This window comes from Phycisphaerales bacterium, assembly GCA_020852515.1.
Lineage (GTDB): Bacteria > Planctomycetota > Phycisphaerae > Phycisphaerales > UBA5793 > UBA5793.
Genome location: JADZAS010000011.1, coordinates 137,663 through 150,314 on the forward strand (window position 1 = coordinate 137,663; position 12,652 = coordinate 150,314).

11 protein-coding genes are annotated in these 12,652 nt (G+C 66.2%); 3 read left to right on the plus strand and 8 right to left on the minus strand.

All coding sequences use genetic code 11. The features are described 5' to 3' along the window. Positions 1 to 32: 32 nt before the first annotated feature. From pilM to IT430_05390, 6 genes are all read right to left on the minus strand, one after another. Positions 33 to 1,268, minus strand: coding sequence for a pilus assembly protein PilM (pilM, locus tag IT430_05365; protein MCC6907352.1), 1,236 nt, complete (start codon positions 1,266 to 1,268; stop codon positions 33 to 35). Between the two features lie 185 nt (positions 1,269 to 1,453). Beyond that, entirely contained in the window at positions 1,454 to 2,317 is an 864-nt protein-coding gene (locus IT430_05370; GenBank protein ID MCC6907353.1) for an SCO family protein, read from the minus strand. Between the two features lie 80 nt (positions 2,318 to 2,397). Next, on the minus strand, positions 2,398 to 3,234 hold the full coding sequence (locus tag IT430_05375; GenBank protein MCC6907354.1) for a BtpA/SgcQ family protein: 837 nt from the start codon (positions 3,232 to 3,234) through the stop codon (positions 2,398 to 2,400). Positions 3,235 to 3,251: 17 nt separating this feature from the next. Beyond that, positions 3,252 to 4,124, minus strand: a complete 873-nt coding sequence (locus IT430_05380; protein ID MCC6907355.1) for an acyltransferase — start codon at positions 4,122 to 4,124, stop codon at positions 3,252 to 3,254. 54 nt (positions 4,125 to 4,178) lie between these two features. Next, positions 4,179 to 4,442 (minus strand): hypothetical protein, encoded by a 264-nt coding sequence (locus tag IT430_05385; protein MCC6907356.1) that lies wholly within the window; start codon positions 4,440 to 4,442, stop codon positions 4,179 to 4,181. Positions 4,443 to 4,448: 6 nt separating this feature from the next. Continuing rightward, the gene (locus IT430_05390; protein ID MCC6907357.1) at positions 4,449 to 5,933 is read right to left on the minus strand and encodes a leucyl aminopeptidase family protein; all 1,485 of its coding nucleotides are present in this window, start codon (positions 5,931 to 5,933) and stop codon (positions 4,449 to 4,451) included. A 170-nt stretch (positions 5,934 to 6,103) separates the two neighbouring features. Between IT430_05390 and IT430_05395 the strand changes: the two genes are divergently transcribed. Beyond that, on the plus strand, positions 6,104 to 6,634 hold the full coding sequence (locus tag IT430_05395; GenBank protein ID MCC6907358.1) for an HIT domain-containing protein: 531 nt from the start codon (positions 6,104 to 6,106) through the stop codon (positions 6,632 to 6,634). On the opposite strand, the gene purL is transcribed toward IT430_05395, so the two are convergent. Beyond that, positions 6,635 to 9,604, minus strand: coding sequence for a phosphoribosylformylglycinamidine synthase subunit PurL (gene purL, locus IT430_05400; GenBank protein MCC6907359.1), 2,970 nt, complete (start codon positions 9,602 to 9,604; stop codon positions 6,635 to 6,637). It lies immediately after the preceding gene. A gap of 224 nt (positions 9,605 to 9,828) precedes the next feature. Here purL and IT430_05405 point away from each other — a divergent pair, with 224 nt between their 5' ends. Together IT430_05405 and IT430_05410 are read left to right on the plus strand one after the other, a co-directional pair. Next, entirely contained in the window at positions 9,829 to 10,617 is a 789-nt protein-coding gene (locus tag IT430_05405) for an SPOR domain-containing protein (protein ID MCC6907360.1), read from the plus strand. Beyond that, complete coding sequence (locus tag IT430_05410) at positions 10,617 to 11,069, plus strand: DUF309 domain-containing protein (GenBank protein ID MCC6907361.1); 453 nt, start codon at positions 10,617 to 10,619, stop codon at positions 11,067 to 11,069. The genes IT430_05405 and IT430_05410 overlap by 1 nt, the downstream gene beginning before the upstream one ends. An 87-nt stretch (positions 11,070 to 11,156) precedes the next feature. Here IT430_05410 and IT430_05415 read toward each other — a convergent pair whose 3' ends face one another. Continuing rightward, positions 11,157 to 12,512, minus strand: coding sequence for a hypothetical protein (locus IT430_05415; protein MCC6907362.1), 1,356 nt, complete (start codon positions 12,510 to 12,512; stop codon positions 11,157 to 11,159). Between the last annotated feature and the right edge of the window lie 140 nt (positions 12,513 to 12,652).

Genomic DNA, 12,652 nt, shown 5'->3' on the forward strand with positions numbered 1-12,652 from the left:
ACACACGTCGATATCAGGCGGGACCGGCCCGCTCATCCGTTGGCCGGACAGGCGCACAAACCCAGCGCCACGGACCAGCCCGGCTCGGCATGCGAGCCGTCGAACCCGACGAACCGTTCTTCACCCGTCCGCTGCAAGCGCCCGAACGGATTGCCCTGATACGTCACCACGCCGATTGCTTCGGCGATTTCGCAGCACATCGAGCGGTCCATGCTCTCCCCGCCGACGAAGACGATCCGATCCAGCGATCGGTCCTCGAACAGGCGGCGGTGGTAGCGCTCACACATTTTGAGTTCATCGATCAACTGCTCGGCGAGCGGCGCCATCGCCTCGTGCACGAGCGAACTCTTCTCGCCGACGGCCTCCGTCGCGGTGGAGGAAGCGCCCGGCACGGCGGAAAACTCGTTGGGGATGCTGCCGACGCGGCGGTCTGCCGCCGTGCCGACTGCGGCGGCCTGCGTCGCGTGCGCCAGCACCGCGCCCACGCGCGCCGAGGCTCGCTGAGGAGCCGCAGCCGCCGGTCGCGTCTCCGCGAGCCGGTGCGAGCGCGCGGCGGCGACGTCGCAGTTGAGCACTTCCGCCAGTCGCTGGTCCAGGTGCCGACCGCCAACCGGGATCGTCTTGGCGAAGCGGATTTCCTTGCCGTGCGCGATCATTGCCTTGGTGCAGCTGGCGCCAAGATCGACGTAGAGCGTCGTGATCTGATCATCCCCCTGACGCCGGTAGAGGTGCTCGAAGGACTTGACGACGGCGATCGGCTCGGCGTGAAAGCCGCCGATCTCCATGCGGCACTTGTTGAGCAGTTCGATCTGGCGCATGACCACGTCGCGCGCGACCGCAAAGCAGATCACTTCCGTCATCTGCTGATTGTCCTTGAAGACCTCGCCGACTTCGACGTGGCGCACCACGACGTTGGTCGGGTCGCAGGCGATGATGGCCTGGAGTTGCGACTTCAACTGGGTGGCGATGTCCTCGGCGCTGTCGCCGCCGCGCACCTGCATGTGCTGCACGAACGTCTGCCACGCCGGGATCGAGCAGATGGCCGTCTTACCTTTGAACCCGCCTTCGCGGATGAGGCGAGGCAGCGCCTCGGCGAGAAAGTGCTGCCGGGCCGCGGGATCGTTGCGGGAGGATTCGGGAATGACTTCGCGGGCCGCGGCCATGAGCGTGGCCGGCGCGCCGGGCTGCACCTGGAGCAGTTTCAACTCCGCGAAGCCGAAGTCGATCGCCACGGGCGCGATGCTCGATTTGAAAAAGCCCAGGGCCATCGATCTGCCGCCTCCCACTTGGCGCGGTCTCCACCACTGTCCCTTCGCGGGCCAATAGCGCACCCAACGCCTCACGCTGAGAATCCACAGCGATCATCGGCGGCATAGTTTGTCTGGTTTAGCACCCGCCCGGTCTGCCGGGGACCGGGTTCGCATTGCGCGGGATCGGAAAGGATCAGCCGGCCTCAGCCGTCATTATCGGGCGCGACGAAGGGCAACTTGACGGCACGGATCGCTTCGTCCAATAGCATGGCGATCTTCGCGCTGCTGCCCGCGGTACGCTCCACGACGATCAATCCGTCCTTATTAATGACGTGCGCCATCAGGGCATGATTGGCGAAATTGCCGGTCTGCGCGTCAAGTTCAATCGGAATGCTCAACTCGTCGATCATCAGCCGTTTGGTCGTCGGCACGTCCGATACGAGCAGATCAACGCGATCGAAGTCGATGCCGTGCTTGCGGCCGAAGATCTTGAGCACTTGCGGCGTGTCGTTGGCCGGATCGAAACTGACGAGCACGAACCGCACCTTGTCGGCCAGTTCATCCGGCAGGCGATTGGCCATGTCCGCAAAATCGTCGGTGATGCGCGGACAGGCCGTGGGCGTTGGGCAGGACGTAAAGATCGTGGAGAGCACGATGGTCTGGCCGGCGTAGTCGCGGGCCAGGTTCACTTCCTCGCCGTCCTGGTTCGTGAAGGTGAGATCGAGAAACGGCTTCTGGCCGATCAGCGTGCCGTTGATGCTCTCATCGACGGATGTCTGGATGGAACCGACCTGCGCCACCAGTTCCGGCGCGTTGGGCGCCAGAGTTGCCTCATCGATGGCGGCAGGCGCCTGGAGATCTGCCTCTGGCTCGGCCTCGCCCGGCGCTCTGGCGGTGCGGTCGATGATCGCATCATCAGGCTGGCAGCATTCGGGGAGTTCTTCGCTGGCGGACTCGAATTCCGGCGTGGGCGATGTGGCCGATTCATCCTGCTGATCGCAGGCGGCCAGCGGCAGGACAAACGCGGCGACGAGGCCGAATCCGAGCGTAAAGGTGCGACGGATCATGGGCGGACTCCAGTTCAGAAAGGTCATATCTACGATACGCATCGACTGGCAAAAAGGTCGCCCCGCCGACCCCGCACGAATCAGCCCGCGCCGCGATCAGAGCGCCGCGCCTCTTGGGCTGCGGCGACGAATTCACGCACGCGCACAGCGTCAATGGGTCGGTCCCACTGCCCGCCCTGCTTGAGATGCGAGCCGATGATCACGCCGTCCGCGTGCGCCAGGAGATCCACGACATTCTCCCGATTGGCGCCGCTGCCCACCAGCACGGGCAGCGACGACGCCCCGCGCACCGCGGCAAGATCATCGAGGCTCGTGGCCTGCCCCGTGGCAGCTCCGCTCACGACGAGTCCGTCGGCCGCGAAGAACTCGGCGGCGCGGGCCGTCGCAGCGATGTCCACGTCCCCGGTGATGGCGTGCGCACTGTGCTTCTTCTTGATGTCGGCGAAGATGGCGATGCCATCGGCACCGATGGTCCGGCGGTAGCGCAGCAGCGGCCCCGCATCCGCCTCGTCGAACAAACCTTCATCGGCCACGGACGCGAAGACGAATCCTTCGGCTCGAATGAACTGCGCGCCGATCGCCTGCGCCACGGCCAGCGCCGCGCGGTTGGCGCCGGCCAGGACTTGCACGCCCAGCGGGAATGTCTCCCCGACAGCGCCGCGCACCGCGAGACCGATGCGCGTCATGCCGGCCACGATCTCCGGCCCGACGTCCCGCCGCAGATATGGGCGGTCGTGCATGTTCTCGATGATCAGCCCGTCAAAGCCCGCCTGCGCGAGCAGCACCGCCTCCTCCGCCGCCCCATCCGCGAGCGTATCGAGCGATTCGCGCGCATGCGGCGTGCCGGGCAGGGCGCCCACGTGCACCATGCCGATCAGCGCCCTGTCCCGCCCGAAGATGGTCTTACCGGTATTCATGACTCAATCAACATGCTTCACGCCTTGGCGATACGCTCGTACGTTTCCGGCCGCCGATCGCGATAGAACTGCCAGACCTTGCGCACTTCGGCGATCTGATCGAGGTCCAGATCAGCGATGAGCACTTCGTCCTTTTCTCGGCCGGCCTGCGCGATGATCTGGCCGCGCGGATCGCAGAAGTAACTCATGCCGTAGAACTCGCCGATGTCCCACGGCTGCTCGCGACCCACGCGATTGATCGCGCCGACGAAGTACTGGTTCGCGACCGCGTGCGCCGGCTGTTCGAGCTTCCACAGGTACTCGCTCAGGCCCGCGACCGTGGCGGACGGGTTGAAGACGATCTCGGCTCCCTTGAGGCCCAACTCGCGCGCTCCCTCGGGGAAGTGGCGGTCGTAGCAGATGTACACGCCGATGCGGCCGAACGGGGTCTGGAAAACCGGGTATCCACCCGTGCCGTGCTTGAAGTAGAACTTCTCCCAGAATCCGGGGTGGCAGTGCGGCAGATGGTGCTTTCGGTATTTGCCGAGGTATTCGCCTGTGTGACTGATGACCGCCGCCGTGTTGTAGATAGCCCCGCCCTCGTCGGTGGCGAGTTCAGCGATGGGCACGATGAGCATCATCCCGTGCTTGCGCGCCGTCTCGCGCATGAGCTCGACGGTCGGGCCGTCGATCGGCTCGGCGAGGTCGTACCAGCGGGCGTTCTGCTCGGCGCAGAAATAGGGGCCGTAGAAGAGTTCCTGCAGGCAGCAGACCTGAGCCCCGCCTTCGGCCGCTTCGGCAATCAGCGGCAGGTGCTTGTCGATCATCGCCTGTTTGATGCGCGGCAAGGGCGCATCCGTGCGTTCGCACAGGCTGGCCTGGATGAGCGCGGCCCGGGTGATTCGCGACATGAACGATCCTTTCCTGAGCCGCAATGTTACGAGCGGCCGGCCCGCGCGGCCGGTTCACAGCACCAGCAGCGTAAAGGCGACGAGCACGATGACGATCACCGCCGCCATGAGCCACGGGTGGCGGAGTAGCGGATTGCGCAGGCCGCGCACGTCCTTCTCATGGAACTGGATGGCGCCGCACTTGCTGCACAGATCCACGCCCGCGTACAACATCGCGCCGCACTCGTAACAGCGAAAGCTGTTGTCGCTGAAGCGGGCGATGTCAGCCTCGCTGGGGCCTTCCGCCTCTGGGTCGAAGTCATCATCGCTGAACGTCATCGAGCCTCAGCTCCAGTTCTCCAGCACCGACGCCAGCAGGCGCACGCCAAAGCCCGTCGGCCCCGCAACGAATGGCGACTGCTCGCTCTCGATGTTGCTCGTTCCGGCGATGTCGATGTGCGCCCACGGCGTCTTCTCATCGACAAAGTAACTCAGAAACGCTGCGCCCTGGATCGGATGCGCGTGGCGCACGGGCGCGCTGTTCCAGATGTCCGCGTGCTTGCTCTTCATCATCTCCCGGTAGTCTTCCCAGAGCGGCAGGCGCCAGACACGATCCCCCGTGCCCTCGGCGGCGCATTCGATCCGGCCGCGCAGCGCATCGTCATTGCAGAACAGACCGGCACAGGTCGCGCCCAGCGCCACCACCACGCCGCCCGTGAGCGTGGCGAGATCGATGATCGCATCCGGCTTGTACTTCTTCTCGCCCCACGCGAGCGCATCGGCCAGCACGAGGCGGCCCTCGGCGTCGGTGTTGGTGACCTCCACGCTCACGCCGTTGAGATAAGTGATGATGTCATCGGGCCGGTACGCTTCGTCGCTGATGCTGTTCTCCGCGGCCGGAAGCAGCGCGACCACCTTGCACGTCGGTTTGATGCCGTGCGCGATCGCGTGCATGGCGCCGAGCACCGCCATGCCGCCGTTCTTGTCGTACTTCATCCCCTTCATGCCGTTGTTGATTTTGAGCGACAAGCCGCCCGTGTCGTAGCAGATCGTCTTGCCCACGAGCAGGACCGTCTGCTTGGCGCCGCGCGGCGCGTAGGTCAGTTCGATCAGGCACGGCGGGTTCTCGCTGGCTTTGCCGACGTTGATCAGTCCTACGAGTTTGTTGCTCACCAGCGACTCACCCTTGATCACGCGGCACTTGAGGCGCCCCCTGGAGCTGCGCGCGAGCTTCTGCGCCTGGCTGGCGATGTACGTCGTCGTCGCGATGTTCGGCGGCGTCGCGGCGAGGCGGCGCGTGAAATTGGTCGAGTCCGCCAGGGCCAGGCCCTTGCGCATGGCGCTGGTCAGGTCCGCTTCATCGCAGGCGAGCTTGAGTGATTTGACTTTCGCCTCTTTCTTCGTGGTTGATTTGAAGTCGCTGAAGTCAAATGCCGCGAGGCCGATGCCCTCAGCCACCGCCTGCGCCAGCCGCTCGGCCGGCAGGGCGTCCGTCCCCAGGCCCGACATCTGCAGCGTCGCCGTGGAGGCGCCGATGCGATCGAGCGCCCGCACGACCGCAGCGCCGACTTGCCGCGCCGCGCGCCCGTCGAGTTTGGCGCGCTCGCCCAGGCCGACGAGGACGGCGCGCCAAGCGCCCGCGTCCACGAGGTGCGCCTCGGCGGTCTTTCCGTTCACCTCGGAGCGCTTCAGCGCCGCGGCGAGCGCGCCCTTCGCCGACTTGTCCCATCGCGCATCGCCGTCGCGCAGCACTTTGTCATCAAAAAAGAAGCACACGACTGCGGCGGACTTGGCGGCGGGACGGGCGGCGATCTCGATGCTCTGGTACACGAAGACTTCCTTTCACACGTGGCGTGCGCCCGCCGCTGCCCTGCAACTCTGCCCGGCAGCGGCGATGCGAGTGGAGAGTTTAGCGTCCGTAGTACCGGTGTCGCGCCGATCCGGTGCACTTGGTCGCTCCAGCATCCTGCGGCGGGACGCGAACTCCCCTACCGTTTGCCATGAAGACGCAGAATCTCTGGGCGCCGTGGCGGATGCAGTACATCGAGGCGATCAAGGACGAGTCGCCGGGTTCGAACGCCGCCCCCGCCCGCTCGTTTCTGCTCGATTACTGGGACCAGCCGCAGCGCGATGCCGAACACTTCGTGATCGAGCGCGATGCGCACGGCATGATTCTCTTCAATCTCTATCCCTTCACGAACGGGCACCTGCTCGTGGCGCTGGGCGACGCACGGCCGCGCCTGCTCGACTACGAGCCGGCGCAGCGCGAAGCACTGTGGAGACTCGTCGATCGCGGGACCGATCTCGTCGAACGGACGCTGAACTGCCAGGGCGTGAACATCGGCGTCAACCAGGGCCGCGCCGCGGGCGCGGGCGTGCCGCAGCACCTGCACGTGCACATCGTGCCGCGCTGGAGCGGGGACACGAACTTCATCACCGTCGTCGGCGAGGTGCGCGTCATCCCGGCAGCGCTGGAGTTGATGTACAAGCGCTTCACCGAAACGGCGGCAGCGCACCCGCGCACCGTCTGATCACCAGTCCAGCGTTCCCTGCCACGCGCGGCGCAGTGCCTCGATTTGTACGTCAACGCCGGCTCCGTCAACGCGCAGCCTCCCGCTGTCATTCACCTCACCGATGACGGCAAAAGGCAGGTCGCCCATCACGCGCTCGACGTGCGACAGGTCGGCCTCGGCGACTTCGAGCAGATAGCGGCTGGGCGATTCACCAAACAACCGCACGACCTGACCGACTTCGCCCTCGACAGGCAGTGCGGCGATGTCGAGATCGACGCCAAAATCACCCGCGATCGCCATCTCCGCCGCGGCCACGAGCAGCCCGCCCTCGGAGCAATCGTGCGCAGCGCGCACCAGCCCGGCGCGAATGAGTTCAGACACGATCGCGGCAAACTGCGGGCCGAAGTTCAGGTCAACGCGAGGCAGCGACGCATCGCCCGCCGGCGCGTCCGAGATCATCGCCCAGTGCGAACCACCCATCTCCGGCCCCGTCACGCCCACCATCACGAGTCGATTACCGGCCCGCTTGAGGTCCATCGTCACGCACTGCCGCACGTCGTGCACGATGCCGAATCCCGAGATGAGCAGCGTCGGAGGAATCTCGATCGTCTCGCCCGACTCGGTTGTGAACTGGTTGTTGAGCGAATCTTTGCCGGAGATAAACGGCGTGCGGTATGCTTTGGCGCCGTCGTAGCAGGCCTCGGCCGCGCGCACCAGCGATCCGAGGTTCCGCGCTTTGCCGCACGACGGCCAGCAGAAGTTGTCGAGAATCGCGATGCGCGTCGGATCTGTTCCGACGCAGACCAGGTTCCGCACGCACTCGTCGATTGCCGCCAGCGTCATGAAGTACGGATCGGCAGCCAGCCCCGTCGCCAGGCCGTTGGCCAGCGCCAGCCCGCGCGTGGAATCGAGCTTCGGCGTGAGCACGGCCGCGTCCGACGGGCCGTCATCGCGCACGCCGGTAAGCGGCTTGACCACCGTCTGCCCCTGCACCTCGTGGTCGTACTGGCGGATGATCCAGTGCTTGCTCGCAATGTTGGGGTGCGCGAGCAGTCGCAGCAGCATCTCCGCGGCGGCAAGAGGCCGCGATTTTAACTGGGACCTGGGTTGCGACGCGGCGGCCTCGGTATCGCTCCACTCCGCCCGGCGCGTCGGCGTCGGGATTCCCTCGTGCATGAACTCCATCGACAACCGGCCGACCTCGACCCCGGCGTAATTGAGAATGAGTTCGCGCTCCGGCGTGCCGAACGTGCCCAGGTCGCACATCTCGACGCCTTCGGTTTCGCACAGGCCGCGCAGCGTCTGCAGATTCGCCGCGGGTACGGCGAGCACCATGCGCTCCTGCGCTTCGCTGATCCAGATTTCGGTGTACGTCAGGCCGGCGTACTTGATCGGCGCCCGCTCGAGGTGCACGGTCGCGCCCAGCGCTTCGCCCATCTCTCCCACCGCCGAAGAAAAGCCGCCGGCGCCGCAGTCGGTAATGGCGCTGAAGAGGCAGCCGTCAGCGTGATCTCGCGCCTGGAGAATCACATCGAGCAGCTTCTTCTCGGTGACCGCATTGCCGATCTGCACCGCGTGGCTGAACTCGTCTGCGTGCGAATCCGTGAGTTCGGCCGAGGAGAACGTGGCGCCGTGGATGCCATCGCGACCCGTGCGACCGCCCAGCGCGATGATGTGATCGCCGCTTCGAGCCGCGCCGCGCACCATGTCGCGCGGCATGACGCCGACGCAGCCGCAGTACACGAGCGGGTTGCCCACGTACCGGTCGTCGAAGTACACCGCGCCGTTCACCGTCGGGATGCCCATCCGGTTGCCGTAGTCGCGCACGCCCGCGACCACGCGCGAGAGAATCCGGCGCGGATGCAGGCAGCCCGCGGGAAGAGACTTCGCCGCGGAGGCGCCCTTCCCTGCGCTCTCGGCGGTGAATGAATCGGGATACGCCACGCAGAAGATGTCCGTTGCCGCGATCGGTTTGGCGGCGAGCCCCGTGCCGATGACATCGCGAATGCAACCGCCGATGCCCGTGGCCGCGCCGCCGTAGGGCTCGAGCGCGCTGGGGTGGTTGTGGGTTTCGACCTTGAAGCACACCGCCGTGTCGTCGTCGAACGCGATCACGCCCGCGTTGTCGACAAAGACCGACAGGCACCAGTCCAGCCCCTCGGCGATGAGTTCGTTTGTTGCCGCCGCCACCGTGGACTTGAGCAGGTTGTGAATCGTGATCGAGCCGTCGGCATTGAGCATGTGTCCCGGCCGGTTCGCGCCGCCGGGCAGGTCGCCGCGGTACTCGATCGTGGACTTGAGCGTCTTGTGCACGCAATGCTCGGACCACGTCTGCGCCAGTGTCTCGAGTTCAACATCGCGCGGCTCGCGGCCGAGCCGGCGGTACTCCGCCTGGATCGCCTTCATCTCGTCGAGCGACAGGAACAGGTGTCCATCGCGACTCAGCCTGAGCAGCCCGTCGTCGTCGAGATCGAGAATCGCGATCTCGCGCACCGCCAGCGGCTGCTCGTGCCCCTTGGGAAACTCGCGCGGGCAGTGCGGCTGGCGATACACCGCCTGCACCGTCGCATTGGCCAGCAGGCGCGTGGCAATCTCATCCGCGGCGGCGTCATCCACGCCATAGAGATCGAACCGCGTGCCCGTGCGCACCGACGCCTCGACGCCGAGCAGCTCGCGAATCGCCAGCTCCACGGACTGCGCCGCCGGGTCCATCACGCCCGGCAGCGGGTGCACCTCGATCAGCCGGCTGCCGCGCTCCGGCGGCCGCACCCCGATGGTCGGCTGCTGAGCGACGGCGTCGCTGAGGATCGCGCTGGCGATCGTCTGCACCTGCCCCGGATCGAGGTCGGCTTCGATGAGATAGACGCTGGCCGTCCGCACGCGATCGATGTCGCGGCCGAGGGCGTGCCGGGCGTCCCGCTGGACCGACTGGCCGCGCGGATCGTCCTGATCTGGTCCCGGATGCACCTCGATACGATGGACGGTCATACTGGCTCCGGCGGGTGTGCTGCGGGTGGGGCGAGAGCCATCGGGCTTCGCGCGGCATTGTAGTCTGAGATGCCCCGCGCCGACGCACAGGGCAACGCCCGCTTGTCGCCGCATCGGCGCGCCCTATCGTCCTCGCAGGAGCCGCACACACATTCGCTCCGATTGAGCGGGAGGGCGCTGTGCTTGCCACGTCGTCGCAACGCAACTGCAGTTTTCAGAGCCTGTTGACAGTCCTGTTGATCCTGTGGCTGCTCCAGGCCGCCGGCTGCGCTGGGCCTGGCCGCAGCGCCAGCCCCGCCGGGTCGGCGACAATCGAGTCCATCACCGCCGATTACGACGCCGGCCGCTTTCAGCAGGCGTATACCGACGCTGTAACGCTGTCGCGGCGAGGCGACCTGGCAACGCGCGATCAGGCGTCCTACCTCGCCGGGGTGAGCGCGTACCGAATGCAGCAGTACGCCAGCGCGGATCGGTACCTGTCGCCGCTGGTGCACTCTCGCGATCCCGAGGTGGCCGGCCGCGCGGCGGGCACGCTGGGCCTCGCCGACATGGAGCGCGCCAACTTCCGCGATGCGGCGACGCACTTCAAGCAGGCGGCGGATCGCCTCCGCGGCCAGGAGAAAGCCGAGGCCGCCTACCGCGCCGGCCTCGCGTACCGGGAGGCGAATCTCGCCGGCCAGGCGCGCGTCCAATTCCTCATCGCCCGCGGCGCCAGCAACGACGCCGCGTTCCAGGCGAAGGTCGATCGTGAACTCCGGTCCAACGGCTTCACGCTCCAGCTGGGGGTCTTCGCCGGGCGGTCCAATGCGGAAACCGCCGTCGACTCCTTCAGCCGCACCCCCGCTGCAGGTCAACTCGGACCCGCCAGCATCATGACCGGCAAGGGCGATCGCGGCGAGACGCTCTACTACGTCCACGTCGGCATCTTCAATTCCTTCTCGGCGGCGCTGCGGGCCCGCGACTCGATCAACCAGCCGGCGATCGTGCGCACCATGGAAAGCCTCGGCGAGTAATGCCCGCGTACGCTCCCTACGACCCTGCCGAGGAGAAGCGCTTCTTCCACGAAGGAATCGCTCTCTTCAACGAGGGCGAGTTCTTCGAGGCGCACGAAGCGTGGGAAGAAATCTGGAAGAACACCGCGGGGCGCAAAGCCCGCTTCTACCAGGGTCTCATCCAGGCGGCCGTCACTCTGGAGCACATGAACCGCGCCAACCCGCGCGGCGTGCAGCGCGTCTGGTCCACCATGCTGACGAAGTTTGACGGACTGCCCGAGGTGTTCATGGGTGTGAACATCCCGCCATTCCTCGCGGACCTGCATTCGGTGGTGGCGCACGTTCTCGAAATGGAGACCGTACCCGGCCAGCAGCCCTACGACGTGGAACTCAAGTGGAACCGACATCGCGTGCCGAAGGTCGAACTGCTCTATGACCCGTTCCAGACGGGCGAAGCGGCGGCGCTGGATTGATGAATCGAGCCAGTCCGGCGCGCGAGCGAGGCGCATCGGCTCCTTCGGGGATTATGAGAACCTCGCTGGCGCGTCGGACTGGCGGAATCACTCACCTTCTATCGCCTTGCCGACCAGCACTCGCGTGTCGTCCGCGCAGTCGCACAGACACTCCTGCAACAGCCACTCCGGCGCGGCTCGCATGCGAATCAGCGCATCGACGATGTCTCTGCGGCACATCGAGCACGGAGTGTGCTCGTACGCCCAAAGCAGCGATTCGCCGCCATCGTTGCGCGAGTCGTCGGAAAAAACCTTCGAGATCGCCATTGCGACGCCATGCACATCATCGATCTCCTTCCCGACCCCGCGCAACGGGCGCGCTACGAGTGCTCGCCTGATCAACTCACCGTCGCCGGGCCGGTAGTTCTCGATGAACAGATCGAGGATGTCGGAAGCCGGACCGCAGCGATTGAGCAGTTCGAGCGCCAACTCGCGCACGCGTTCATCATCGAACGGCACGATGATCTGCAGGAGGCAATAGCGCTCCCGTTCATCCCTTGAGGCTCGCGCCTTGTCGATCAGTGGTGCGATGTCGAGCGGGAAGGGTGTCCGAGGATAGCGGAACACGCTGCAGAGCACCGCCACGCGCTCGGGATCAGTCTCGGCGATGAGCGTGTGTGCGGCGGCTTCGAGTTCTTCTTCTGTTGCTGCTGTTGACCATGTCCGGGCGCGAGATCTGGTTTTGTGAAAGTCAGCCGGGGGATCGTCCGCGTTAAAGACGTACGAGCACACGTCGGGGTGCGGATCGGCAGACGTGTCAGAGTTCTCCGACGCCGCGAAGAAGCGGTCGTACGGTGATTCGGCAAGTCGCGCAAAGGCCGCCACGCGAAGCGAGTCTTCCGCCGCGGTCTCAAGCGCGGCGTTCACCGCCGCCTCGCCATCCAGGTCGCGGGCGCGACTGCGCCATGCGCAGGGTAGCCAGTCGTGCTCGTCCGGAAACTCGTCACCGAACGTCTCGGCGAGAAGCAGGAGTCCTTCGATGGGCTGCGCAATGACCATCGATGCGCCGTTGTCGCGACACCCCCGTGCCGCATCTCGGTCGAAGCGATCGCGCACTGCCGCCAGCGCCGCGGCATCGCCCTGCCGGGCAAAGTGCCCAAGCACACAGAGCGGATGCCAGATGTCCGCGTCATCTGGCGCTTGGCGCGCGATCTCGATGAGCCGGTCGCGCACAGCATCACCGGCGCCCGCAGCGACCGCAAGGCCGCGCAGCCATTCATGGCGATCGTCCTCGCAATCCTGGTCGTATCGCTGATCCGTGGCGCAGGCATCCTCGATGAGATCGAGGCGGTCGGCGGCGCCGTGGCGCTGCACCTGCAGCACCACCCGGCCGAGACCCTTTCTCAGGGCGTCAGCAAACTCGTCGCGCGACAGGCTCCAGTCTTGTTGGCCGGCGTGGGACACGGTGTGCAGAGTCTACGCGAATGCCCCGAGTGAAGGGGCGGCGAATCGATCATCAGGCGACGTAGACCGCTTTCGCTCCGGAGGAGCGCCGGCGCGTAGCCACGGGTGGAGCGAAGCCGCTTCGGCGCAGCGGAACCCGT

What these genes read in the sequence shown, in the direction of transcription:
- IT430_05375 (MCC6907354.1), bottom strand. Translation starts at nt 3,234, where the DNA reads ATGAATACCGGTAAGACCATCTTCGGGCGGGACAGGGCGCTGATCGGC.
- IT430_05410 (MCC6907361.1), top strand. Translation starts at nt 10,617, where the DNA reads ATGCCCGCGTACGCTCCCTACGACCCTGCCGAGGAGAAGCGCTTCTTC.
- pilM (MCC6907352.1), bottom strand. Translation starts at nt 1,268, where the DNA reads ATGGCCCTGGGCTTTTTCAAATCGAGCATCGCGCCCGTGGCGATCGAC.
- purL (MCC6907359.1), bottom strand. Translation starts at nt 9,604, where the DNA reads ATGACCGTCCATCGTATCGAGGTGCATCCGGGACCAGATCAGGACGAT.
- IT430_05370 (MCC6907353.1), bottom strand. Translation starts at nt 2,317, where the DNA reads ATGATCCGTCGCACCTTTACGCTCGGATTCGGCCTCGTCGCCGCGTTT.
- IT430_05395 (MCC6907358.1), top strand. Translation starts at nt 6,104, where the DNA reads ATGAAGACGCAGAATCTCTGGGCGCCGTGGCGGATGCAGTACATCGAG.
- IT430_05380 (MCC6907355.1), bottom strand. Translation starts at nt 4,124, where the DNA reads ATGTCGCGAATCACCCGGGCCGCGCTCATCCAGGCCAGCCTGTGCGAA.
- IT430_05385 (MCC6907356.1), bottom strand. Translation starts at nt 4,442, where the DNA reads ATGACGTTCAGCGATGATGACTTCGACCCAGAGGCGGAAGGCCCCAGC.